Annotated in this window: 27 protein-coding genes and 1 other annotated feature; of the genes, 14 read left to right on the top strand and 13 right to left on the bottom strand. The window is 69.6% G+C overall.

Annotated features, from left to right (window positions below; genetic code table 11):
* The first annotated feature begins 8 nt into the window (after window positions 1-8).
* Window positions 9-563 carry an ActR/PrrA/RegA family redox response regulator transcription factor gene (locus tag BrevBR_RS06530; RefSeq protein ID WP_332641241.1) on the top strand — a complete coding sequence of 185 codons (555 nt, stop codon included), beginning with the start codon at window positions 9-11 and terminating at the stop codon, window positions 561-563.
* Here BrevBR_RS06530 and BrevBR_RS06525 read toward each other — a convergent pair.
* On the bottom strand, window positions 560-2059 hold the full coding sequence (locus BrevBR_RS06525; protein ID WP_340000355.1) for a phosphomannomutase/phosphoglucomutase: 1500 nt from the start codon (window positions 2057-2059) through the stop codon (window positions 560-562). The genes BrevBR_RS06530 and BrevBR_RS06525 overlap by 4 nt on opposite strands.
* A 243-nt stretch (window positions 2060-2302) precedes the next feature.
* Between BrevBR_RS06525 and gpmA the strand changes: the two genes are divergently transcribed.
* The 3 genes from gpmA (at window position 2303) to BrevBR_RS06510 (ending at window position 5024) form a co-directional block, all read left to right on the top strand.
* On the top strand, window positions 2303-3019 hold the full coding sequence (gpmA, locus tag BrevBR_RS06520) for a 2,3-diphosphoglycerate-dependent phosphoglycerate mutase (RefSeq protein ID WP_340000354.1): 717 nt from the start codon (window positions 2303-2305) through the stop codon (window positions 3017-3019).
* Window positions 3016-3654, top strand: coding sequence for a bifunctional diaminohydroxyphosphoribosylaminopyrimidine deaminase/5-amino-6-(5-phosphoribosylamino)uracil reductase RibD (gene ribD, locus BrevBR_RS06515; RefSeq protein ID WP_332641244.1), 639 nt, complete (start codon window positions 3016-3018; stop codon window positions 3652-3654). The genes gpmA and ribD overlap by 4 nt, the downstream gene beginning before the upstream one ends.
* Window positions 3655-3749: 95 nt before the next feature.
* Window positions 3750-5024, top strand: a complete 1275-nt coding sequence (locus BrevBR_RS06510) for a pentapeptide repeat-containing protein (protein WP_332641245.1) — start codon at window positions 3750-3752, stop codon at window positions 5022-5024.
* 166 nt (window positions 5025-5190) lie between these two features.
* On the opposite strand, the gene BrevBR_RS06505 is transcribed toward BrevBR_RS06510, so the two are convergent.
* Entirely contained in the window at window positions 5191-5658 is a 468-nt protein-coding gene (locus tag BrevBR_RS06505) for an Hsp20 family protein (RefSeq protein ID WP_332641246.1), read from the bottom strand.
* A gap of 258 nt (window positions 5659-5916) precedes the next feature.
* On the opposite strand from BrevBR_RS06505, the gene BrevBR_RS06500 reads away from it, so the two are divergent.
* From BrevBR_RS06500 to BrevBR_RS06490, 3 genes are all read left to right on the top strand, one after another.
* The gene (locus BrevBR_RS06500; protein ID WP_332641247.1) at window positions 5917-6744 is read left to right on the top strand and encodes a class I SAM-dependent methyltransferase; all 828 of its coding nucleotides are present in this window, start codon (window positions 5917-5919) and stop codon (window positions 6742-6744) included.
* A 106-nt stretch (window positions 6745-6850) separates the two neighbouring features.
* On the top strand, window positions 6851-7774 hold the full coding sequence (locus tag BrevBR_RS06495; protein WP_332641248.1) for a class I SAM-dependent methyltransferase: 924 nt from the start codon (window positions 6851-6853) through the stop codon (window positions 7772-7774).
* Window positions 7771-8811 carry an alpha/beta hydrolase gene (locus BrevBR_RS06490; protein ID WP_332641249.1) on the top strand — a complete coding sequence of 347 codons (1041 nt, stop codon included), beginning with the start codon at window positions 7771-7773 and terminating at the stop codon, window positions 8809-8811. The genes BrevBR_RS06495 and BrevBR_RS06490 overlap by 4 nt, the downstream gene beginning before the upstream one ends.
* Here the strand turns inward: BrevBR_RS06490 and hisN are convergent.
* Window positions 8808-9593, bottom strand: coding sequence for a histidinol-phosphatase (gene hisN, locus BrevBR_RS06485; protein ID WP_332641250.1), 786 nt, complete (start codon window positions 9591-9593; stop codon window positions 8808-8810). The genes BrevBR_RS06490 and hisN overlap by 4 nt on opposite strands.
* Before the next feature lie 44 nt (window positions 9594-9637).
* Complete coding sequence (locus BrevBR_RS06480) at window positions 9638-10015, bottom strand: helix-turn-helix domain-containing protein (RefSeq protein ID WP_442880919.1); 378 nt, start codon at window positions 10013-10015, stop codon at window positions 9638-9640.
* A 184-nt stretch (window positions 10016-10199) separates the two neighbouring features.
* Here BrevBR_RS06480 and BrevBR_RS06475 point away from each other — a divergent pair, with 184 nt between their 5' ends.
* Together BrevBR_RS06475 and BrevBR_RS06470 are read left to right on the top strand one after the other, a co-directional pair.
* Entirely contained in the window at window positions 10200-10454 is a 255-nt protein-coding gene (locus BrevBR_RS06475; protein ID WP_340000353.1) for a GlsB/YeaQ/YmgE family stress response membrane protein, read from the top strand.
* 165 nt (window positions 10455-10619) lie between these two features.
* Window positions 10620-10680, top strand: a sequence feature (sul1 is cis-regulatory element that is thought to sense ions involved in sulfur or methionine metabolism; They are found in Alphaproteobacteria).
* 33 nt (window positions 10681-10713) lie between these two features.
* Window positions 10714-12201, top strand: coding sequence for a SulP family inorganic anion transporter (locus tag BrevBR_RS06470; RefSeq protein WP_445214745.1), 1488 nt, complete (start codon window positions 10714-10716; stop codon window positions 12199-12201).
* Between the two features lie 97 nt (window positions 12202-12298).
* Here the strand turns inward: BrevBR_RS06470 and BrevBR_RS06465 are convergent, their stop codons facing one another.
* The 4 genes from BrevBR_RS06465 to BrevBR_RS06450 all read right to left on the bottom strand — a co-directional run bounded on the left by BrevBR_RS06465 (window position 12299) and on the right by BrevBR_RS06450 (window position 16161).
* Window positions 12299-12916 (bottom strand): superoxide dismutase, encoded by a 618-nt coding sequence (locus BrevBR_RS06465; RefSeq protein WP_340000352.1) that lies wholly within the window; start codon window positions 12914-12916, stop codon window positions 12299-12301.
* Window positions 12917-13065: 149 nt separating this feature from the next.
* Window positions 13066-15240, bottom strand: a complete 2175-nt coding sequence (locus tag BrevBR_RS06460) for a protein-disulfide reductase DsbD family protein (protein ID WP_340000351.1) — start codon at window positions 15238-15240, stop codon at window positions 13066-13068.
* A gap of 58 nt (window positions 15241-15298) precedes the next feature.
* On the bottom strand, window positions 15299-15742 hold the full coding sequence (locus BrevBR_RS06455) for an OmpA family protein (protein WP_332641255.1): 444 nt from the start codon (window positions 15740-15742) through the stop codon (window positions 15299-15301).
* A 77-nt stretch (window positions 15743-15819) separates the two neighbouring features.
* A complete protein-coding gene (locus BrevBR_RS06450; RefSeq protein WP_332641256.1) occupies window positions 15820-16161 on the bottom strand; it encodes a YMGG-like glycine zipper-containing protein in 342 nt (113 codons plus the stop codon).
* Between the two features lie 159 nt (window positions 16162-16320).
* On the opposite strand from BrevBR_RS06450, the gene BrevBR_RS06445 reads away from it, so the two are divergent.
* From BrevBR_RS06445 to BrevBR_RS06435, 3 genes are read left to right on the top strand one after another with little or no spacing between them, the layout of a single operon-like run.
* A complete protein-coding gene (locus tag BrevBR_RS06445) occupies window positions 16321-16662 on the top strand; it encodes a hypothetical protein (RefSeq protein ID WP_332641257.1) in 342 nt (113 codons plus the stop codon).
* 55 nt (window positions 16663-16717) lie between these two features.
* Entirely contained in the window at window positions 16718-17689 is a 972-nt protein-coding gene (locus tag BrevBR_RS06440) for a diacylglycerol/lipid kinase family protein (protein ID WP_332641258.1), read from the top strand.
* On the top strand, window positions 17689-18540 hold the full coding sequence (locus tag BrevBR_RS06435) for a metallophosphoesterase family protein (RefSeq protein WP_332641259.1): 852 nt from the start codon (window positions 17689-17691) through the stop codon (window positions 18538-18540). The genes BrevBR_RS06440 and BrevBR_RS06435 overlap by 1 nt, the downstream gene beginning before the upstream one ends.
* Window positions 18541-18591: 51 nt before the next feature.
* On the opposite strand, the gene BrevBR_RS06430 is transcribed toward BrevBR_RS06435, so the two are convergent.
* From BrevBR_RS06430 to BrevBR_RS06420, 3 genes are all read right to left on the bottom strand, one after another.
* On the bottom strand, window positions 18592-18756 hold the full coding sequence (locus tag BrevBR_RS06430; protein WP_332641260.1) for a DUF1328 family protein: 165 nt from the start codon (window positions 18754-18756) through the stop codon (window positions 18592-18594).
* 85 nt (window positions 18757-18841) lie between these two features.
* On the bottom strand, window positions 18842-19234 hold the full coding sequence (locus BrevBR_RS06425) for a hypothetical protein (protein ID WP_340000348.1): 393 nt from the start codon (window positions 19232-19234) through the stop codon (window positions 18842-18844).
* A gap of 14 nt (window positions 19235-19248) precedes the next feature.
* Window positions 19249-19629: a glycine zipper domain-containing protein gene (locus BrevBR_RS06420; protein WP_332641262.1), complete on the bottom strand. Its 381-nt coding sequence runs from the start codon at window positions 19627-19629 to the stop codon at window positions 19249-19251.
* A gap of 136 nt (window positions 19630-19765) precedes the next feature.
* Here BrevBR_RS06420 and BrevBR_RS06415 point away from each other — a divergent pair, with 136 nt between their 5' ends.
* Together BrevBR_RS06415 and maiA are read left to right on the top strand one after the other, a co-directional pair.
* Entirely contained in the window at window positions 19766-20419 is a 654-nt protein-coding gene (locus BrevBR_RS06415; protein ID WP_340000347.1) for a fumarylacetoacetate hydrolase family protein, read from the top strand.
* Complete coding sequence (gene maiA / locus BrevBR_RS06410; RefSeq protein WP_332641264.1) at window positions 20416-21063, top strand: maleylacetoacetate isomerase; 648 nt, start codon at window positions 20416-20418, stop codon at window positions 21061-21063. Before BrevBR_RS06415 ends, maiA begins: the two co-directional genes overlap by 4 nt.
* Window positions 21064-21072: 9 nt before the next feature.
* Here maiA and BrevBR_RS06405 read toward each other — a convergent pair whose 3' ends face one another.
* Window positions 21073-21963, bottom strand: coding sequence for an alpha/beta fold hydrolase (locus BrevBR_RS06405; RefSeq protein WP_340000346.1), 891 nt, complete (start codon window positions 21961-21963; stop codon window positions 21073-21075).
* 75 nt (window positions 21964-22038) lie between these two features.
* On the bottom strand, window positions 22039-23385 hold the full coding sequence (locus BrevBR_RS06400; protein ID WP_340000345.1) for a M23 family metallopeptidase: 1347 nt from the start codon (window positions 23383-23385) through the stop codon (window positions 22039-22041).
* Window positions 23386-23491 lie beyond the last annotated feature (106 nt).

Below are 23491 nucleotides of genomic sequence, written 5' to 3'. Positions count from 1 at the left end.
AGACCAGGATGTCCGACGCCGAAGACCGTATCGCCGCCCTCGCCGACAAGACCCTGCTGGTGCTCGACGACGACAACGCCCTGCGCACCCGTCTGGGCCGCGCGCTCGAAAGCCGGGGCTTCGAGGTCACCCTCGCCGCCTCCCTGGCTGAGGCCAATGAGGCGCTGAAGACCTCGGTTCCCGCCTTCGCGGTGCTGGACATGCGGCTCGAGGACGGCAACGGCCTCAAGATCGTCGAGGCCATCCGCGACCGCCGCGAGGACGCCCGCATCGTCATGCTGACCGGCTACGGCGCCATCGCCACCGCCGTGGCGGCGGTCAAGGCCGGCGCGGTCGACTATCTGCAGAAGCCCGCCGACGCCGACGACGTGGTCAAGGCCCTGCTCTCCACCGGCGAGGCCCCCGAGCCGCCCGACAATCCGATGAGCGCCGACCGTGTCCGCTGGGAGCATATCCAGCGCGTCTACGAGCTGTGCGACCACAATGTCTCGGAAACCGCGCGTCGTCTGGGCATGCACAGACGGACGCTGCAGCGCATCCTGGCCAAGCGCGCGCCGCGCTAGATCTCCTGATTATACGCGCCGATCTCGGCGTATTTCGCCAGCCGCGGCTTCACCTCTTCGTGGAACAGCGCCCGCATGTCGTCGGCCGAGCGCATGCTCTCGACCACCACCACCAGCTCGGGCTTGTTGGACGAGGCGCGCACCAGCACCCATGAGCCATCCTCGAGATGCACCCGCACGCCGTTGACGGTGATGGCCTCGACGATCTTGCGGCCCAGGATCGACCCGCCGGAGTCGGCCAGCGCCTGATACTCGGCCACGATCCGCTCCAGCACCTCGTATTTCAGCTCGTCGTCGCAATGCGGCGACATCGTCAGCGACGTCCAGGCGTCGGGCAGGGCGGCCTTCAGCTCGCTGAGTTTCCTGCCGGGATTGCGGTCCAGCATGGCCAGCACCGCCCCGGCCGCGACGATGCCGTCGTCATAGCCGTGGCCCAGCGGGGCGTTGAAGAAGAAGTGGCCCGACTTCTCGAACCCGGCCAGCGCGCCCAGTTCGGCGGTCTTGCGCTTGATATAGCTGTGGCCCGTCTTCCAGTAGACGGTCTGCGCCCCGTTCGACTTCAGCACCTCGTCGGTCTTGTACAGGCCGGTCGATTTCACATCGACGACGAAGGTGGCGTTGGGGTGCAGCGCGCTCAGATCACGCCCCAGCATCAGACCGATCTTGTCGGCGAAGATCTCCTCGCCCGTGTCGTCCACCACGCCGCAACGGTCGCCGTCGCCGTCGAAGCCCAGGGCCAGATCGGCGCCCGTTTCGCGCACCTTGGCCGCCATCTGCACCAGCATGGCGTGGTCTTCCGGGTTCGGATTGTATTTGGGGAAGGTGTAGTCCAGCTCGGTGTCCATCTCGATCACCTCGGCCCCCATCCGGCGCAGGGCCTCGGGCGCGAAGGCGCCTGCCGTGCCGTTGCCGCAGGCGGCCACGACCTTGATCGGCCGGGTCAGTTTCACCTTGGAGACGATGTCGGCCAGATAGGCCTCGCGGAAGCCCTCGACGCGTGTCAGCGACCCGCCCTTCCGGCTGACGCCCTCGCCGTTCAGGACGATGTCCTTCAGCCGGCCGATCTCGTCGGGGCCGAAGGTCAGCGGCGGCTGGGCCCCCATCTTGACGCCCGTCCAGCCATTCTCGTTGTGGCTGGCCGTGACCATGGCCACGCAGGGCGCGTCCAGCTCGAACTGGGCGAAATAGGCCGTTGGCGACAGGGCCAGGCCGATGTCCAGCACCTCCATCCCGCCTTCCAGCAGGCCCAGCGTCAGGGCCTGTTTCACCGACAGGGAGTAGGAGCGGTAGTCATGGCCGACCACGATGCGCGGGGTCTGGCCGATCTCGTGGACATAGGTCGCCAGCCCGAGGCCCAGCGCCTGTATGCCCAGCAGATTGATCTCCTTCTCCAGGATCCAGCGCGCGTCGTATTCGCGGAACCCCGTGGGCTTCACCAGCGGCACGGTCTCATAGTCGGCCGTGTTGGGGCGAAGGTCCTGGCGGGGCTTGATCATGGTCGGGTCCTGTCCGAGAGCGGCGCCCGGTATAGCAGTCGCCTCCGGGGTCACAACAACGCCGGTTCCCGCCCTTGGCTGCAACGGCGGCGTTGGCGCGGACGGCAGTTTGCGGATTGCCGTTCATGCGGTCCCGCGTAACGGCGGTCCTTGCCGCCCGCCTCGTGCGGTCATGGCGCTGTTACATCGGCTTGACCCACGCCGCCGCCGGTCCTACCCCCGCAGGACTGTTCGGAGACGTGAATGCCCCGCCTGATCCTGCTGCGCCATGGCCAGAGCCAGTGGAACCTCGAGAACCGATTCACCGGCTGGGTCGACGTCGACCTGACCGCCGAGGGCGAGGCCCAGGCGCGGCGCGGCGGCGAACTGATCCGGGACGCGGGCTTCCACCCCGCCGTCATGTTCACCTCGGTGCTGACCCGCGCGAAACGCACCGGCGCCCTGGCTCTGGATTCCGCCGGGCTGAAGGACGTGCCGGTGATCGAGGACTGGAGGCTGAACGAGCGCCACTACGGCGGCCTGACCGGTCTGGACAAGGCCGAGACCGCCGCCCTGCACGGCGACGCCCAGGTGAAGATCTGGCGCCGCAGCTACGACATTCCGCCGCCGCCGCTGGCCCCGGGGGGCGAATGGGATTTCAGCGCCGATCCCCGCTACGCCGGCCAGACCATCCCCGATACGGAAAGCCTGAAGACCACCCTCGACCGCGTCCTGCCCTATTGGGACTCCGCCATCGCCCCGCGCCTGCGGGCCGGCGACGACGTGCTGATCGCCGCCCACGGCAACTCGCTGCGGGCCATCGTCAAACACCTGTTCGCCGTGCCGGACGACCAGATCGTCGGCGTCGAGATCCCGACCGGCAATCCGCTCGAGATCGATCTTGACGCGAACCTCAAGCCGGTCGCCGCCCACTATCTGGACGCCGGACGGGCGACCGACCTGCCGAAGGTGAGCGAATGACCACCGCGAAACAGGCCTCGGACGACATTCGCTTCATGGGCCGGGCCATCGAACTGGCCAAGGCGCGTATGGGGCAGACCTGGCCCAACCCGGCCGTCGGCTGCGTTATCGTCAAGGACGGCGAGGTCCTCTCCGAGGAGGCGACCGCCCCCGGCGGCCGCCCTCACGCCGAGGAACAGGCCGTTCCCGCCGCCGGCGACAGGGCCCGCGGCGCCACCGCCTATGTGACCATGGAGCCCTGCGGCGCCCGCTCCTCGGGGCGCACCTCCTGCTCCAACTTCCTGATGGACGCCGGCGTCGCCCGCGTCGTCGTCGCCGCCGTCGATCCCTCGCCCTTCGCTGCGGGGCGAGGCGTCGAGCGGCTGAAGAAGGCGGGGCTCGAGGTCGAGACCGGCCTGCTGGCCCAGGAAGCGGCGGTTCTCTACGAAGGCTATCTTCACCGCGTGGAGACCGGTCGGCCCATGGTGCGCGTCAGCGAGGACGGCGCCGGTTATGACGCCCGTTTCGCCGCCTCGGCCAAGGCCGACCTGACCACCGAGCTCCAGCGCCTCGGCGAGGCCGGCTACACCCGGCTCTGGGTCGGGCCCGGCGAACTGGCCGACGCGCTTCAGGCGCAGGGTTTGCTTACCGCCTGACCCCGAACGGTTCAGCATGTCCCGTAAGGCGGGAACAAGGTTCGCTCAGTAACCATTTCAGCCTTCCTTAAGCGCCGCCGTGCCAGAACGGGATAATGTCCCCCGTGCCCACCACCTCTTCCAGCGCCAGAAGGCGCATCGACCAGACCGAGCTGGACGCGATCTGCGCCCGGCACGACAGGCTGTGGCAGGCGAAACCCGGCGGCGCCCGGGCCGTATTCGCCTGGATGGATCTGTCCGGCCTCAGCCTCGCGGGCCGCAATCTGGCGGACGCGGATTTCGCCGCCGCCTGGATGCACGGGACCGATCTGAGCGGCGCCAAACTCGACAACGCCACCTTCTTCGGCGCCGACATGCAGGACTGCATCCTGACCGACGCCAGCATGCGCCGGGCCGATCTGCGCGGCGCCTGTCTGCGCGGCGCCGACCTCTCGGGCGCCGACCTGTTCGAGGCCGACCTGCGCGAAGGCACGATCGCCGCCGCCGATTCCAAACTGGGCTTCCGCGTGGTCGAGGCCAAGTCCCGTCAGGACACCCAGGCCCAGGGCGCCTGTCTGGTGGGCGCCAATCTTGAGCGGTCCAAGCTGACGGGCGTGGTCGCCGTCGCGGCCGACTTCTCCGACGCCATCATGAAGGACTGCAAACTGGTCCGGGCCAACCTCAAACAGGCCAGCTTCCGCGGCGCGGACCTGGCCGGGGCCGACCTGTCGGGCGCCGATCTGTCGGGCGCGGACCTGCGCGACGCCGTGCTGGTCGGAGTCAAGATGGCCATGTGGCGGACCGACGGGGCCAATATGGCCGGCGCCCTTACCGACGACCGCTCGTCGGGCGCGCCGGTCGGCAAGATGCCCGCCGCCGAAATGCTGGCTGAACACGCCCAGTGGTGCGAGTCCGGCGGCGCCCGGGGCCGGCCCTCGGTCTTCGACGGCGTCGACCTGCGGGCCCTGCGCTCGATCCACGGCTACAATCTGACCGCCCTGTCAGCCAAGGGCGCGGTCTTCTACGGCCTCGACATGGAGGGGGTTCAGCTTCAGGGCGCCCACCTCGAGGAGGCCGATCTGCGCTCGGTCAATCTGAAGGGCGCCGACCTGCGCGGCGCACGGCTGGGCCGGGCGCGGCTGAACGGCGCCGACCTGCGCGGCGCCAAACTGGGGCCGCTGCTGATCGCCGCCGACCGTCTGCTCCCTGCCGACCTGACTGACGCGATCCTGCGCGGGACCGATCTGTCGGGCGCCGACCTGAACCGCGCGGTCCTGAAGGGGGCCGATCTCAGCCGGGCCAGGCTGCATGGCGCGGTCATGACCCAGACGGACCTGACCGACACGATCGTCGTCGGCGTACGGGGCATGGAACCGGCGCCCCAGCTCTGACGCACGAAAAAAGGGCGACGCGAACGCCGCCCTATAAATCCTCCCCCTCCGGGGGAGGGGAACCGCGAAGCGGTGGAGGGGGCTAACCGCATCCACCGGCGTTGGGGTCACCCCCTCCACCATCCTTCGGATGGTCCCCCTCCCCCAAAGGGGAGGAGCAGAGGCGTCAGGCCGCCTTGGCCTTCTTGCCCTCGATCAGCCGTTGACCGGTGTTGATCTCGATCTGACGGGGCTTCAGCGCCTCCGGCAGTTCGCGGTTCAGTTCGATCGACAGCAGACCGTTGGTCAGGTCGGCTCCCTTCACGACCACATAGTCGGCCAGCTGGAACCGGCGCTCGAAATCGCGCTCGGCCAGGCCGCGATGCAGATAGGTGCGCCCTGCGCCCGTATCGTCGTTGGCGGTCTTGCGGCCGGTCACGGTCAGCAGGTTCTCCTTGACCTCCAGGGTCAGTTCTTCGGGCTTGAAGCCGGCGACCGCGATCTCGATCCGATAGGCGTTCTCGCCGGTCGTCTCGATATTGTAGGGCGGCCAGCCGTTCTCCTGGCTGGAGCGCGCGGCGCTTTCCAGCAGGTTCGCCAGACGGTCGAAACCGACGGCGGAACGGTACAGCGGGGTGAAATCATAGGTACGCATGGTCATCCTCCTGAGGATCAGCAAGGTTGAACCGCCCCAGCGTTTTTGGCCCGGGACGGCGGTGGGAGTTCAGCCCCGACGGTCCGAAATATCGGCCCCGTCCGGTCTGGAGGCCCCGGAACCGGCGGCCTCGCATCCGATGTGGGAAGCGATCTTCCGGCGTCAAGACCGCGCCAATCTGTCGCCGCAGACGACGAAGGCTTGCCCCCGCGCGCGCAGGCCGTAGGGTTCGCCCGCACCCTTTTGTGGAGACCTCCGATGCGTCTGCTGGCCCTCGCCGTGACCACCGCCCTCGCTCTGCCGTCCGTCGCCGCCGCCCAGGCCCTGCCGGCGCTCCCGACCCTGAACGAGACAGCAGCCCAGCGTTCGGTGCGCCGCGCCGCCATGACGCCCCCGGTGCTGCAGGAGGACGCCGCCCTTCAGGCGGCCGTGGGTTCCGACGCCCGCCCCGCCGCCGACATCGCCCGCGACGTCTACCGCCATCCGTTCGAGACCCTGACCTTCTGGGGCCTGACCCCCGGCTCGACCGTGGTCGAGATCGAGCCCGGCCGCGCGGGCTGGTGGCGCAACATTCTCGAACCCTACGCCGCCGCCACGGGCGGGACCTATGTGGCCGTCAATCGTCCGGTCGAAAGCATGGGCGTGCCGGACGGGACCGCCGACCTGGTCGTCGTCGCCCGCGCCCTGCACAACTGGCACCGGTCCGACCGCACCGGCCCCTATATGCAGGCCTTCTTCAAGGCCCTGAAGCCGGGCGGGATTCTGGCCATCGAACAGCACCGCGGCGCCGAGGGCCTGAACGCCGACGCCACTGCGCCCTACGGCTACGTCTCCGAAAGCTACGTCATCCACGCCGCCCAGGCGGCCGGCTTCGTTCTGGAGGGGCGCAGCGAACTGAACGCCAATCCGAAGGACGACCGCGATCATCCCTACGGCGTCTGGACCCTGCCGCCCGTCCGCACCAGCGCGCCGCGCGAGGGCAACGCCAACGACCGCCCCACGCCCCTGACCGAGGCCGAGCGCGCCGAGTATGACGCGATCGGCGAAAGCGACCGCATGACCTTGCGATTCCGCAAGCCCGCGTGACCCCGGATCACGCCGGAAACCGTTTTGACGGACATGGGGAACACGGTTAAGCCCTGTTTGCCGGGGCGGATCCTGATCGGACAGGACCGCTCTGCGGGGAATGTGCATGGCTGATATCGTCGAACGCCGCCAAGGCCCCCGGTCGCGCCGCCTGTCGCGCCGCGGCCTGCTGTCGGGCGTCGCCGGTCTCGCCGTCGCGGGTCTGGCCGGCTGCGGTCGCGAGGAAAAGACCGCCGAACCGCCCGCCACCCCCGACGGCCCGCCCAAGGGTTCGCTGGAATGGGCCGTCGCCGGTCCCTGGCGCGCCCAGGACAAGGCCCGCGACGCCGCGCGCCATCCAATGGAGACGCTGCGCTTCTTCGGCCTCCAGCCGCGCATGACGGTCGTCGAATTCTGGCCCGGCAGCGGCTGGTACACCGAAATCCTCGCCCCCTATCTGGCCGAGGGCGCGGGCAAATACGTCGCCGCCGGCTTCCAGACCGGCCCCGGCGCCGACCCTTCCCAGGTCCAGCTGGCTGCCGCTTTCCAGCAGCGTTTCACCACCGATAAACGCCTGTACGGCGAGATCGAGCTCAGCGCCTTCGGCCCCACCTCGGGCCCCGTCACCGCCGCCGGCACGGCCGACATGGTGCTGTTCATGCGCAACATCCACGCCTGGATGGCCGCCGGCATCGCCGAAAAGGCCTTCGCCGACGCCTGGGCCGCCCTGCGTCCGGGCGGGATTCTGGGCGTCGAACAGCACCGTCTGGGCCCTGAGGAAGATCAGGACCCCGCGGCGGCGAACGGATACGTCCAGGAAGCGTTCGTCAAACAGCTGGCGGCCGAGGCGGGCTTCGCCTTTGTCGCGGCGTCGGAAATCAACGCGAATGAAAGGGATACCAAGGATCATCCGTTCGGGGTCGAAACCCTGCCGCCGACGTCGCTGACCGCCCCGCGCGGATCGCCGCCGAACCCGGCCTTCGACCGGTCGAAATACGACCGGATCGGAGAGAGTGACCGCATGACCTTGAGATTCAGGAAGCCAGAGTGAACCGAGCCGTCGCCTATGCCGCCAATGCGCCCCTGATGGGGGTCCCGGGCGCCTCCGCGCCTCCGGGCGGGATCGGCGAGTGGTTCCGCGGCGCCGGCGGCCTGCGCCTGCGCGCCGCCTTCTGGACGCCCTCGGCCCTGATCGCGAAGAAGCCCCGCGGCACGGTGATCGTCAGCCCCGGCCGCACCGAGCCGATCGAGAAATACTATGAGGTGATCGGCAATTTCCTCGCCCGCGGCTGGTGCGTCCTGGCCCATGACTGGCGCGGCCAGGGCCTGTCGGCCCGCCTGCTGCCGGACCGGCTGAAGGGCCATGCCCGGGCCGTCGAGGAATTCCTCGACGACTACGCCCGCCTGCTGGACACATGGGAAGCGCGCGCGCCCAAGCCCTGGGTCATGGTCGGCCATTCCATGGGCGGCGTCCTCAACCTGATGACGCTGGAAGGCGGCGAAAGCCGGTTCTCGGGCGCCGTCCTGTCCAGCCCCATGCTGCGCATCAAGACCGGCAAGCGGTCGATGTGGTCGGTCAAGCTGGCGGTGCGCTGGAACCTGCGTCACGGCAAGGCGGGCGACTATGTGCTGGACGACGCCGACGACCCCTTCGACCACACCTTCGAAAAGGACGCCCTGACGTCCGACGAGAGCCGTTACGAACAGTGGCGTCAACAGCTCTACGCCTGCCCGCACCTGGCCGTCGGCGGCCCGACCTGGGGCTGGCTGGCCGTCGGTCTCGACGCCGGCGAACGCGCCCTCAAGCCCAAGGCCCTGAAGTCGGTGCAGATCCCCGTGGCCATCGTCCAGGCCGGCGAGGACGACCGGGTCTGGAAACAGACCAGCAAATGGGCCGCCAAACGGCTGGGCCGCGGCCGTTATGTCGAGGTGCCGGGGTCGAAGCACGAGGTCATCATGGAGACCGACGACCTGCGCGGGGTCTTCCTCGAGGAGTTCGACGCCATGGCCGCCTATGTCTCGCCCGTCGAGGACCTGTCGCCGCTGCCGGCCGCCGCGCCCGTTCCGGAACCGACCGAAGCGGCCTAGGCCGCCGCCCGCCTCAGCGTCACCAGCGCCTGCTCCCTTATCCCGGCGTCGCCGACGGCCAGAATCTGTCCGGACCCGTCCGGCGCCTCGCCGCGCCAGTTGCTGACCGCGCCGCCCGCCGCTTCGATCACCGGAACCAGCGCCGCCCAGTCCCAGACCTTCAGGGCGCTTTCGGCGACCAGATCGATCCGCCCCGCCGCCAGCATGGCGTAGGCATAGGCGTCGCAGCCCAGCCGGGCCAGACGCGCGGCGGCCCGCACCTGCGTCCAGGCCCCAAGCTCCGCGCCGGTGAACAGGTCGGGATCGGTGGTGGCGATGACGGCGTCGTTCAGGCTGGCGCAGCGGCGCACGCCCAGCGGCGTCTCCGACCCGCCCTTCAGCAGCCGCGCGCCCGAAGGCCCGCCGAGGAAGATCTCATCCAGATACGGCTGGCCGATCACGCCCACGGTCGGCCGCCCTTCAGTCCTCATGGCGATCAGATTGGTCCACAGCGGCAGGCCCGCGATGAAGGCCCGGGTGCCGTCGATCGGGTCCAGGATCCAGACATGGTCGGCGTCCGGCCGGTCCTCGCCATACTCCTCGCCGATCACGCCGTGGTCGGGGTAGCGGGCCGCGATCAGCCTGCGGATCGCCGCCTCGGCCTCGCGGTCGGCCTGGGTGACGGGATCGAACGCCCCCGGTCCCCCCTTGTCGCTCTCTTCGCAGGCGCCCCGGAAATACGGCAGGGACACGCGCGCGGCCTCGCGGGCCAGGTCGATGGCGAACAGTTCGTACTCGGTCATGACAGGCGGGATACTGAAGCCCCGCCGTCATGTCACCGGATAACTCAGGCCGCGTCGGCCTCGACGTGCAGCGACTTGGCCAGGTCCAGCAGGCGCCGGCGCGGCTTCTCGTCCAGCTGATAGTAGGCCTGGATCAGGTCGAGCGTTTCCTTGCGGGAAAACATTTCCCCGCCCTGGTTGGCGGCCTCGCGACGTTCGATGGCTTCTTCCAGACCGTCGTAGAAATAGCTGACCGGCGATTCCAGCGCCTCGGCCAGCTGCCACAGGCGGGCGGCCGAGATGCGGTTGGCGCCGCATTCGTATTTCTGGATCTGCTGGAAGCGGATGCCGACCTGATTGGCCAGCTGTTGCTGCGTCAGGCCCAGCAGACGCCGGCGGCGGCGCAGGCGGCGTCCCAGGTGCAGGTCGATGTCGGTGGCCATGGCCCCAATTCCCCGTATTGCACGCTGTCCCGAAGCGGGACGGCTCGCCCCTCACGCGGCAAGCACCATGCCGCGCTCGCGTGACGGGGGATTGTCGACGAGCGGCGTTCTGCGGTCCGGGCGCAACCGTTACGGTTCAAGCGCATTAACGGCCCAGAGCATTGGGCTTCACGGGAGATACAAGATGGGTTTGGGAATCATTGGCTGGATCGTCATCGGCATCGTCGCCGGCTGGCTGGCTGAAAAAGTCATGGGCCGCAGCCACGGCCTGCTGACCAACCTGATCGTCGGCGTCGTCGGCGCTCTGCTGGGCGGCTTCATCGCCGGCAATCTGCTGGGCATTCCGGTGGGCGGCTTCAACCTGATCACGCTGCTGGTCGCCTTCCTCGGCGCCTGCCTGCTGCTGTTCCTGGTGGGCCTGGTCAAGCGACGCACATAGGCGTAACGCCTTGGCGACGGCGAAGGGCGGCTCCGCAAGGAGCCGCCCTTTTTCTTGTGCCGGGTGCGGGCGGCCGATGCGCCCTGAAGCGGTTTCGGGTTCGGACCCGTCGGGGACATCCGCTGTTGCTTCCACAGCGGCTTGCAGGCATGAGGCCAACTTCGCTTCGGACCCGCCTGCTGCGCAGGAAGGGTGGCTATCCTGACCGCCTATCCGTCAGGAAATCGAGCCTCGTGCGGCTCACCCGGTTGAAACCAGAATGTCCATAATCGCCTCGGCGCGTCAGCAATGGCTCGCCAACCCACGCCGCGACCTGCTGGCCGGAACTGTCGTCGCGCTGGCCCTCATTCCCGAGGCCATCGCCTTCTCGATCATCGCCGGTGTCGACCCCGCCGTCGGCCTCTACGCCAGCGTCGTCATCGCCGTGACCATCGCCTTCGTCGGTGGACGGCCCGCGATGATATCGGCGGCCACGGGCGCGATGGCCTTGCTGATGGTCGCGCTCGTCCGCGACCACGGCATCGAATACCTGTTCGCGGCGTCGCTCCTGACCGGGGTCTTTCAGATCGCCGTCGGCCTTCTACGGCTGGGCAGGTATATCAAATTCGTTTCGCGTTCGGTCATGACCGGGTTCGTGAACTCGCTGGCGATCCTGATCTTCCTCGCCCAGATGCCGGAATTGATCGGTGCGAACTGGCAAACCTTCGCCCTCGTCGCAGCGGCCCTCGCCATCATCTACGGACTGCCCCGTCTGACGAAGGCGGTTCCTTCCGCGCTGGTCGCCATCGTGCTTCTCAGCGGGTTCGTCATCTGGACGGGTCTGGACGTGCGAACGGTCGGCGACATGGGCCAGATGCCCTCGAGCCTGCCGATGTTCCATATCCCGAACGTCCCCCTGAACTGGCAGACCCTGACCATCATCGCGCCCATCTCCGCGACCCTCGCCTTTGTCGGTCTGCTGGAAAGCCTGCTCACCGCCAACCTCCTCGACGACATCACCGACACCCCTTCCGACAAGGACCGGGAAACGCGAGGCCAGGGCATCGCCAACATCGCGGCCTCGCTATTCGGCGGCATGGCGGGCTGCGCCATGATCGGCCAGTCTATCATCAACGTGACCTCCGGGGCGCGGGGGCGGCTCTCGACGCTATGGGCCGGATTGTTCCTGCTTTTCCTGATGCTCGTCCTTCAGAAATGGGTCGCCCAGATCCCCATGGCGGCTCTGGTCGCCGTCATGATCATGGTCTCGGTCGGCACCTTCGACTGGGGTTCGGTGATGAAGCTGCGGTCCACGCCGATCCAGTCCTCGATCGTGATGGTGGCGACCACGGCCACCGTCGTCGCCACCCACGACCTGTCCAAAGGCGTCGTGCTGGGCGTACTTCTCTCTGCGGTCTTCTTCATGCGCAAGGTCGGCAAGACGGTCGTCGTGGAGGAGGTGCCCACGCCGGAGACCGGGGTCCTGCGCTATCGTGTGACAGGCCAGCTCTTCTTCGCTTCAGCCGACATATTCGCCGCCGCCTTCGAGCATCACGGACATCCGACCCGCGTCGAGATCGACATGACAGACGCCCATCTGTGGGACCTTACCGGGGTCGCCGCCGTGGACAAGGTCGTCTTCCGTTATCGCCGCCAGGGTGCGGAGGTCACGGTCATCGGTATGAACGAGGCCGGGCAATCGCTGATCGACCGGGTCGGGAAACACGACAAGGACCATCTGCCAGCGGGCGCGACGCATCAGCATTGACCCCGACCAGCCGGTCGACCCGGCACACCCTTCCCGAAACAACGAAGGGCGGCTCCATCCGGAGCCGCCCTTTTTACTCTACGCTTCGATCCGGAGATCAGGCGCCGGGCTTGTCCGGCTTCTGACCTTCGCCCGGCGCGGGCGTCGCGCCGGTGTGGCCCGAATGATCCGGGCTCGCGGGGGTAGCCGGACTGGCCGGTGTCGCCGGCGTGGCCGGAGTGGCTGGCGTGGCCGGGCTCACGCCCGGGTCAGCCGGCGTGGCGGGGGTCGCAGGCGTGGCCGGCGTGGCCGGTTCGGCGGGCTCGGCAGCGTCATCCGATTCAGCCGCCGGCTCGTCGACCGGGGTCGCCGCGTCGTCGATCGGGGTGGCGGCGGAGAACTGGGCGCTGGTCCAGCCCACGGCGACGCCGGTTCCATCCTGACGCACGCCGCCGGACACCGGAACGCCGCGCAAGGCGCCATCGGCGCCGCGGACGGTCAGTTCCTGGCCGGATTCGGTGTTGCGGGCGCCTTCAAGCTTGCCCAGCACCGCCCCGTCGGAACCCTTGACGTCGGATCCGGGCTGCAACGTCAGGCTCTGGGGCTGTTCGGCCGCGGGCGGGGCCGCTGTTGCGGGCGCCGGCGGGGTTTGCGGGGCCGTGCTGTCCTGGGCGAACGCGGGAGCGGTCATGAGGAACAGGCCGGCGACGCCAGTGAGGAGCGCGGTCTTTCGCATGATGTCTGCCTTGTCAAAGCGAGCGGGGAGGGCTCGCACCGTTTGGCTAACACGGTCGGTGACGGTTTGTTTCGACCGCCCCGAAATGACCTTGAGCCTGCCTGGATTGGCCGATTCCTGCTCGCCGAGCGCCATAACCCTGGCGGCCATCAGTCCCTGGTCGTCGTCAGGGCTTCGACCACGACGCCCTCGGTCAGCAGCTGGGGCAGGATGCGGGGCCCGGCGGATCCCGGCGAATAGACCAGATACAGCGGCACGCCCGACCGGCCGTGGCGCTGCAGTTCGGCGGTGATGGCGTCGTCGCGGCGGGTCCAGTCGCCCACCAGATATACGGCGCCGGACTGTTCCATGGCCGCCGCGACGCGCGGCGAGGTCAGGGCCGTCCGCTCGTTGATCTTGCAGGTCACGCACCAGTCGGCGGTGAAATTGACCAGCACCGGCCGCCCCTCGGCCAGGGCGGCCTCGACGGCGGCGGGCGACCACGGCGCGCTGGCGGGTCCCGCCCGCCCGGTCTCGGTCGCACCGCCGGCCTGCGCCGGCATGCGGGCGGCCATGACCATCGTCCCGACCGCCAGCAGCAACACCAGGACCGCGGCCGCAAGGTGCAGCACGCCGCGCCGTCCCGCCATCCGTTCGGACTGTCCCTGACCCGTCAGCCACAGTCCCAGCGCCATGAGCACCCCGGCCCCGAACAGCAGTCCCAGCGGGTCGGCGCCTGTCTGACGGCCGAACACCCAGGCCAGCCACAGGGCCGTCGCATACAGGGGGAAGGCCAGCAGCCCCTTCAACCGCTCCATCCACGGTCCGGGCTTCGGCAGGCGGGCCAGCAGCCCCGGCGTCAGGCTGACGGCGACATAGGGCAGGGCCAGTCCCAGTCCGAGGCCCAGGAAGACCATCAGCGCCATCGGCCACGGCATCACCAGCGCCGCGCCCAGCGCAAAGGCCATGAAGGGGGCGGTGCAGGGCGCCGCCACAACCACCGCCAGCATGCCGGTCAGGAAGGCGCCGGCCCCGCCGGGCAGCCGCGCCAACGGCCCCGAGCCGGCGCCCTGCAACCCGGCGCCGACGTGGAAGACCCCCGACAGGTTCAGGGCCACGGCCAGCATCAGCAGCGCCAGTCCCGCCATCACCGGCGGCGACTGCAGCTGGAAGCCCCAACCCACCGCCTCGCCCGCCGCCCGCAGCGTCAGCAGCGCGCCCGCCAGCAGCAGGAAGGTCGTCAGCACCCCGGCCAGAAACGCCAGCCCGTCGCGTCGCGCATGGCGTGTGTCATGGGCCGAGGCCGCCAGCGCGGCCGCCTTCATGGCCAGTATGGGGAAGACGCAGGGCATCAGGTTCAGGATCAGCCCGCCCAGCACCGCGAACAGCATCGCCTGCGCGAACACCGCCAGACCGCCCCCTTCGGCCGCCGCGCCGTCCGCCGCCGCGCCGGCGTCGGGGGCCGCGGCCAGATCGCCCGATCCCGAAGTCCCGGCCAGCGCCGCTCCCTGTTCCGCCCGGATCTCGAAGGCTCCGTGGGCCGTGGCCAGCACACCCGCGACCGGTCCCGTCAGGCCGTCCGACCGGGTCGTCCCGCCCGGGGCCAGCCGCAGGGTCAGCCCCTGCGGACCCCAGCCGCCGGTCTGGGCCGCCGCATGGTCGATGACGCCGCCTTCGAAAGGGAAGAAATAGGCTGGACCGGGATCGCCTCCCGCCAGCGGCCCGCCCGCCGCGCTCAGCACCAGGGCGCCGTTCTCCATGACGATGCGCGCCTCGATCCCCGCCGGGCGCGGCGCCGTCTCCAGCACGCGCTCGATCGCCGCGCCGTGGCGGGGGTCCGGCGGCGCGGCGCCCTCGCGCACCGGCAGGTCCAGGCTCAGGGTCAGTTCGTCGGGCACGCACATCTCGTCGCTGCAGACGAAGAACAGCGCCTTGACGGTCAGCGGCAGGGAGGTTCCCGCCCGGGCCGTCGCCGGTATGGCGACCGGGACCGGCAGATAGACCTCGCCGGAATAGCCGTAGTTCATCAGTCCCGACAGCCGCTGACGCTCGGGCAGGGGCCAGACGATCTCGCCCGCCTCGACCCCCGGCGGCGTCGTCCAGGTCAGGGCCGTCGGCCCGCCGGAATCGCCGGGATTGCGCCAGTAGGTGTGCCAGCCGGGCTGGATGGTCTGTTTTACTGCAATGACCGCCGTCGAGCCGGGCGCGGCCCAGGCCGACATGGCTGCCAGTTCGGCCTCGATCCGCTCGGTCCGCTGCGGCTGCGCGACGGCGGCGCTCCCTGTCCCGACGACGGCGGCGAGCCACAGCGCGGCGGCGATCAGGATTCGGGCGAACAGGGACACGCGGGCTCCACGAGAGACGTCAGGCCGACCCTAGCCGTCCCGACCCCGCCGCGTCACCTCAGCTGCGGGGCGCCGCGTCAATAAGCACCTCGGTGCGTCGGCGCATCGGTTCCTGCGCGCCGCTGCCGGCCACGGCCGCCGTCTCTCCCGCCGCCTCGACCTCGAACACGGGCGCCGGCCATCCGGCCGCCGTCAGCGCCTCGGCGACCGCCATCGCGCGCCGTTCGGACAGGCTCTGGTTGGCCGCCGCCCCGCCGCGCGCGTCCGCCAGCCCCAGGACCTGGACCTTGCGGATCTCGCAGCCCTGCAGCTGCGCCGCCGTCATGCCGATCGCCTGCCGCGCCGGCTCCGTCAGCCGCGCCTCGCTGTCGGCGAAATAGACTTCGAACCGCTTTTCCGTGCAGGCCGAGGGCTCCACCACCAGATCGCTCCGGTTCTTGAACCCCGGCGTCGAACAGCCCGCCATGGCCGCCAGCCCCAGCAGCAATATCGATCGCTTCATCTCAGCCCTCCGTACCCGTGAAAAGGGCGGCCCGCCATTCGACGAACCGCCCTGATATTCAAGCGAAAAACCCGCGCCTAGTAGCGGCGCTGGCCGTTCTCCCAGTAGCATTCGTCCTGGCGGCCGTCGTAGCAATAGTAGTACCGGTTCTGACTGTCCCGGTAACGTTGCTGGTTGGCGCGGTCCTGCTGCGAACCGCGGATGGCGCCCGCAGCGCCGCCGACGACAGCGCCAATGGCTGCGCCGGTTCCGGCGTTGCCGCTGCCGACGTTGTTGCCGATGATGGCGCCGGCGACTGCGCCGAGGCCGGCGCCGATCGCGCCCTGACGGGTCGTTTCATTGACGCCGCCGTAGCCGTCGCTGGCGCAGGCGCTGGCCAGCAGACCGGTGGCTGCGATCGCGATGATTGCCTTGTTCATGGATATGTCCTTCATCCCTCGGGTTCGCCCCTACGGTGAGAACGCTGGATAAGCGTTGCGGTTCCCCCGCTATTATGGGGGTCGGGCCTGTGTCAGGGTCGAACGGCGCCGCGAGAGCCGCGCGCGCCGATGCTTCATGAGAAGAGACGGGGGTCTTGTATGCGTTTTTCTGAACCGGTCCGCATGGCGGACGATGGCGAGCACAGCCCTGTGTGGGCGCGTTCGAAACGCCGCGGCGGCAATCCACTTGTGGGGATCATCGTGACCCTTCTGGCGCTGTTCGGCGTGCTGACGGCCGTACTGGGGATCAAGGAGCGCTCGCTGGCCGAGGGCGGAGCCGTCGTGGACGGCTGGATCGCCAAGGGCGTGGAGACGGTTAAGGGCAAGGCGCCCGAGGCCGCCGACAAGGCCGCCGACGCGACTGTCGCGGCGGCTGAAAAGGCTGGCGACGCCGCCCAGGCCGGGGCCGCAGCCGCTTCGGACGAGTTGAAGAAACAATAGCTGCGCTTCGGCGCGCGCGGCCGGAACATCGTCCTGGCCGGGGCGTTCGGGCGGCATGACAGACGCCTTGATTCCGGCCGAGGATCCGACGGCCGCGCCGACCGAAGCGGCCGTCGAACCGCGCGTGCTGACGCCCCACATCGCGCTGGGGCGGGTCATCATGCTGGTCAACCCGGCCTCGGGCAGCGTGGGCCCGACGGCGGCGGCCGAGGCCGAGGCGATCCTGTCCGAGTACGCCTGCGAGGCGTCCGTCGTCTCGCTGGAGTCCAGCGGCTTCGACGGCCAGATCCAGGCCGCTCTTGATGCGAAGCCCGACGTGCTGTTTGTCCTGGCCGGGGACGGAACGGCGGGGACGATCGCCTCGCGCGCGGGCCCCGACGGTCCCTTGGTCGCGCCCCTGCCGGGCGGCACGATGAACATGCTGCCCCGGGCGCTGTACGGAACCGCCGACTGGAAGGCTGCTCTCCGGCTGGCGCTCGAGGAGGGCGCGCCCCAGTGCGTCGCCGGCGGCGAGGTCTCGGACGGCCAGACCTCCGCCGTCTTCTATTGCGCCGCCATCCTCGGCTCGCCTGCCCTGTGGGCTCCCGCGCGGGAGGCCATGCGCGGGGGCAGGCTGAGGCTGGCATGGATGTATTCCCGACGCGCCCTGCGGCGGGCATTCTCGGGCAAGATGCGTTTCTCGCTCGACGGCAGGGCGCCGCGCCGCGCCGAGGCCCTGGTCCTGATCAGCCCGATGATCTCGAAAGCGATGGACGAGAACACCGGCCTCGAGGCCGCCGCCATGAACCCGTCCGACGCCGCCGAAGCCTTCCGCCTGGCCGCACATGCCGTATTCAGCGACTGGCGTCAGGATCCGGCGGTGACCACGCGGGCCATCCAGCGCGCCACGGTCAGCGCCCGGTCCCGCATCCCCGCCGTGATCGACGGCGAACCCATCCTGCTGTCCCATGAGGCGAAGGTGAAATTCATACGCAACGCCTTCCAGGCGCTCGCCCCCAATCCGCCCGCCGCCGAGGACAGCGTCTAGTGGGGCGGATTCTCCAGTTCTCGGACATTCATTTCGGGGTCGAGCACAAACACGCCTGCGCCGCCGCGCTGGAATACGCCCACGCGAACAAACCCGACCTGGTCCTGATCACGGGCGACATCACCCAGCAGGGCTTCCGCGACGAGTTCGAGGCGGCCGGACGCTGGATCAACCAGATGCCGGACCCGCGCTTCGTCATCGTCGGCAATCACGACGTGCCCTACTGGAGCCTGTTCGCTCGCCTGTTCGCGCCATGGAAGGCGTTCGAAAAGGCCACCGGGCACCCGGCCCACGACCACCAGTTCCTCAGCCCCACGGTCATGGTGCGCGGCGTGGTCACCGCGCGCGGCTGGCAGGCCCGGATGAACTGGTCCAAGGGCGTCATCGACCTGATGCAGACGCGCAAGGCCGCCGAGGCCCTGCGTCAGGCCCCCGTCGGGGCCCTGCGGATTCTCGCCTGCCACCACCCCCTGGTCGAGATGATCGGCACGCCGATGACGGGCGACGTCAAACGCGGCGACGCGGCCGCCCTGATCTTCGCCGAGGCCGGGGTGGACATCATCGCCACCGGCCACGTCCATGTGCCCTTCGCCCTGCCCATCAGCCTGGGCGACCACTGCTCGTACGCGGTCGGCTGCGGGACCCTGTCCCATCGCGAGCGGGGATCTCCGCCCAGCTTCAACCAGATCGAATGGGACGCGCACCAGATCACGGTGACCGCCATCTCCTGGGACGGCGAACGGTTCGAACCCGGCCAGATCTGGAAGCTGCCGCGCCGTCAGGACACCCGCAGGATCGCCACCGCGCCCGACCCGAACGTGGCCGGAGAAAAGGAAAAGGCCGCGGTCTGATCAACCGCGGCCCCCTTCTTCAGACATCCGGTCTTCAGGCGGTTGGCCTGTCTAGATTCGTCGTCCCCTGCCCGTGATGAAATGCACGACCAGCAGGATCAGGAAGACGACGAACAGCACATAGGCGATATTCATCGACAGACCGGCTACGCCCCCGGCGCCCAAGGCGCCGGCGACCAGCGCCAGTACGAGAAAGATAAGGGCCCAACGAAGCATAAGCGTTCCTTCCAGAGCGGTTGATCCAGGAGCGACAACCGCCGCGCCTGTAGGATCAACGTTCCGACTTCTGCGACGTTCCGCCTCAGCGGCGGCGACTGCGTCCGTGCGGCTTCTCGGTGAAGGCGGCCGCGACCATGGTCGCCAGGGCCGGGTTCCTGAGGAAGATCCAGCCCCCGGCCAGCGCCGCCACCGTGCCGAGGATCGGCCGCTGCTTGAACAGGCTGTAGGCGCGCGCGCCCAGACCGGACGACTCTTCCTCGTACTCTTCTTCGTCTTCGCTACGAGCGAGGAAGACCATGGCCACCACCGCGGCCACGATGGCGAACAGCAGGAAGGTGATCGCGGCGGCGGCGAGCGGCACGACGACCAGCTGCAGGGCGAAGAAGATCGTCGCCCCCAGCGCCAGAATGGCCACGAAGCCGGCGCCCGCCACGACCGAAGCCGCGACGGCTTTCCTGACCAGATTCCTGGCCAACCCCCCGCCGAACATCAGCGGCGACGGCCGGCGAGCAGCAGGCCCAGCACGACGCCGACTCCCAGCGCGATGGCGGTCGATTGCACCGGACGCTCCTGGACCCGCTCGGTGATGTAGCGCTGGGCTTCGTCGAAGCGCTCCTGCGCCTCGTCGTAATATTCCTGACCGCGCACGCGGGCGGTGTCGTAATAGCCGCGCGCGCGCTCGCGGAGGACTTCCGACTGTTCGCGCAGACGGGCCTCGGTCTCGGCGGCCTTGGCGCGCATGCGGGTTTCCGCAGCCGTCGCCTTCTCGCGCAGGCGCGCTTTTTCCTCGGCGCCGAGGACCTTCAGGTCGTCCTTCAGCGTATTGAGATCGTTCTTCACGGCAGTCCGTGCCGCCTTGGTGGTAGCCATGATGCGCGCTCCGATGTGCAAGCTTTGCTGTTAGATAGAGAATTCAAAGCCGGAACGCCACCGCACGGCACAGGTTCCCGCGCTGCACCATTTGCGATGGGTGGCGAAGCGCCGCATCCGGGCATAGACAGGCGACATGACCGACTGGCTGTTTGACCCCGCCCCGACGCCCTCCCTGCCGATCCGCGGAAGCGCACAACGCTTCCCCGTGCGGCGCATCCTCTGCGTCGGCCAGAACTACGCCGCCCACGCCAGGGAGATGGGCCACGAGCGGGCCGAGCCCTTCTTCTTCACCAAGCCTGCCGACGCCGTGGTGGTCGACGGCGTCGACCCCGTCTTTCCCGGGGCCACCGCCAATCTGCACCACGAGGTCGAACTGGTCTGCGCCGTCGGCGCGGACGGAGAAATCGCCGGCTGGGCCGTCGGCTGCGACCTGACCCGCCGCGACCTCCAGGCCGCGGCCAAGGACAAGGGCCGCCCCTGGGATGCGGCCAAGGGTTTCGACCAGTCGGCTCCTTGCGGTCCGATCACTCTCGGCGCCCTGCCGGACCCGGCCGCCCCCATCGCCCTGTCGGTCAACGGCGAGGCGCGCCAGTCGGGCCGGCTGGACGACATGGTCTGGAATCCCGAGGAAATCCTCGCCAAGGCGCGCACCCTCTGGGACGTGCGGGCCGGCGACCTGATCTTCACCGGCACGCCCGAGGGCGTCGGCCCGCTGCAGCCCGGCGACCGCGTCGAGGCCTCCATCGGCGGCCTGCAGCCCCTCGTCTTCACGGTGACGCCGCGATGATCCTGCACGGCTACTGGCGCTCGGGCGCGGCCTACCGCACCCGCATCGCCCTGAACCTCAAGGGCCTGACCTACGATCAGCAGGGCGTCGACCTGCGCATCGGCGCCCAGCGCTCCGAGGCCTTCGTCGCCCTGAATCCGCAGGGCATGGTCCCCGCCCTGGAAGTCGACGGCGCCGTCCTGACCCAGAGTCCGGCCATCCTCGAATGGCTGGAGGAAGCCCATCCGAAGCCGCCGCTGCTCCCCGCCGATCGGGTCGCCCGCGCCCACGTCCGCGCCATGGCCGCGCTGATCGGTTGCGACATCCATCCGCTCAACAATCTGCGCGTCGGCAAGGCCCTGCGCGAAACCTTCGGCGCCGATCAGGCGGCCGTCGACGCCTGGGCCGCGCGCTGGATCGCGCCCGGCTTTACCGCCCTGGAGGCGCTGGTGGCGCAGCACGGCAAGGGCTGGTGCTTCGGCGGCGCCCCGACCCTGGCGGACTGCTATCTGATCCCGCAGATCTACTCGGCCCGGCGGTTCAACGTCGCCCTCGACGCCTTCCCGCGTTTGCTGGCAATCGACGAGGCGGCGAAACAGCATCCGGCCTTCGCCGCCGCCCACCCGGATGCCCAGCCTGACGCCGACCAGAGCGAAACCGGTTGAGTTGATGGTCTAGGCCAGGAACCGCTCTACCGCCGCCAGGAACCGCCTCGGCCGGTCGATCATCACCATATGCTCGGCGCCCTCGATACGCTCGAAGGTCGCGGGCCGGCGCAGGCGGGCGTAGGCGCCGCGGAACAGGCTGTCGGCCCGGGCGCGCGGCGAGTTCTGGTCCGAGCTCCAGCCGTAGACCACTGTCACGGGCGCCACGATGTCGGGCAGGCGGCGGCGCAGATCGACCGTCATCACCTCGTACAGCGACTGGGCCAGCACCCGGCGGTCGCCGCCCTGCCAACCCATGGATCCGAACACGGCGTCGGCGGCTCCGCCCAGCTCCAGTCCCATCGACCGCCCCCGCGTCTTCAGCGCCTCGTCGCCGAGGAACTGGATCGCCTGATAGGCCAGCTGGGCGATCGGTTCGACGTCGCGGACCGTCGCCGCCGGACTGATCAGGGCCGCGAAGAAGGGAGAGGAATCCACAGCCATGACCCGGCCCACCCGGCCGCCGGCGTCGGCGGCGATGCGGATGCCGACCTGGCCGCCCATCGAATGGCCGATGATCGCGGGCCGCTCCAGCCGCTGCTCGGCCATGTAGCGGCGCACCTCGTTCGCCACCCCGGGCATGACCGAGCCGTCGGCATTGCCCTGGGCCGCCAGATCGCCGAAGCCGCGCACCGAGACCAGATGCAGCCGCCGCCGGCCTTCCAGCTGGCTGGCCAGGCCGCGCCACACCTCGGCGGTCGAGGCCAGGCCGGGGATGAGGATGACGTCCGGCCCGCGCCCGCGCGTCGTGACCGTGATCCGCGACGAGCGGAAAGCCGTCTGGGCCCATGCGCCGGACCCGGCGCTCCACAGGGCCGCGCCGGCCGCCAGCCCTCTCAATATCCGTCGTCTGTCCTGCATGCCGCCTTCACGTCGCGTCCCTGGCCCCGAACGATGTTGGTTCGGGATTGCGGCACGACGATGAAGACCCGCCGGCTAGCCCCGGGCGGGACGCAGAGCCGCCGGGGCGGCCGGAGCGGCGGCGACGGCGCGCTGACCGCCTACCGGGCGCCGCTCGCCGCCGGCCGCGCGGATGCGGTCGATACGCGCCTTCTCGGCCTTGAACGCGGCCAGATCGGCGCCGGCGAGGATGGTGCCCTCGGTGGTGCGAACGCCCGCCGGATTGATCCGCTGGCCCCGGCGCCACAGCTCATAGTGCAGGTGCGGACCGGTGGAGGCGCCGGTCGAGCCGACATAGGCGACGATCTGACCCTGACGGACCCGCTGGCCGGCGCGGACGCCCGAGGCGTAGCGCGACAGGTGGCCGTAGCCGCTGTCCAGACCGTTGGCGTGGCGGATGCGCAGCCAATTGCCGTAACCGCCCCAGCGGCGGGCCTCGACGACCACGCCGTCGGCCGGCGCCACGACTGGCGTCCCCATGCCCGCGGCGAAGTCGATGCCCTGGTGCATCTTGCGATAGCCGGCGATCGGGTGACGGCGGAAGCCGAACGAGGACGAGACCCGGAAGCCCCGCTCCAGCGGCGTGCGCATGAAGGCCGAGCGCGTGTTCTTGCCCGTGGCGTCGAAATACTGGGCTTCCTTCGCGCCGGCAGGCTGGAAGCGATAGAAGGCCACGCCCTTCAGCTCGGCGTACAGCAGGCCCTCGGTGCCGATGGTGCGGCCGTTCTCCGTCACCGTGCGGCCGAAGACATAGGTGAATTCGTCATTCGCCTGGATATCGCGGTCCATGTCGAACTTGTGCGAGAACAGGCGGCCGGCGACCCGGGCCACGTCGGCCGGAGCGCCTTCGCGGCGCGCCGTGCGCGACAGGGAGCCTTCGACCTTGCCGGTCAGGACCACGGTCTCGTGCGTCACCTTCTCTTCCAGCGCGCGCAGGCGCAGGGCGCCGTCGAAGCTGCGCGAGACGGTCAGCTGGGTCGCCGGCCCCGTGCGCATCGTCAGGCCGATCAGGCGCGGATTGCCCCGGCCGCCGCGCGGCTGGGAAATGGCCGTCTCGAAGCGCTGGCCCGCGCGCATCGACGTCACGTCCATGGCGTTCGACAGGGTGGCGGCGACGGCCGAGGCTTCTTCCGGCGCGATGCCGGTGCGGCGCACGGCCTGCTCGAAGGTCTCGCCGCGGCGAATCTGGACGGGAATGGCTTCCGGCGTGGTCAGGCCGGCGGGCGTGCCCGCCGCGGCGAACGCCTGGTCGGCCAGGGCCGAAATCTGGAAGGGTGTCAGAGGCGGAGCCTCTTCCGCTTTCGCGGGTTGGTATACGCGGCCTGCAAGAAGAGCCACCGAGATCGCCGCCACCGCCGTGAGGGCATGCGGTGCGATACGCATCGGTTGGCGACGTGGATCGAACTGAGCCATCGGTCCCCGAAAAACGACGACGCCGTTCGGCGCCAAGCAACTGAAAGCAAGGATCGCGCCGGAGCCACCCCCCTCG

The sequence above is a fragment of the Brevundimonas sp. BR2-1 genome, from assembly GCF_037626195.1.
Lineage (GTDB): Bacteria > Pseudomonadota > Alphaproteobacteria > Caulobacterales > Caulobacteraceae > Brevundimonas.
This window is presented reverse-complemented; position numbering and strand designations above follow the sequence as displayed.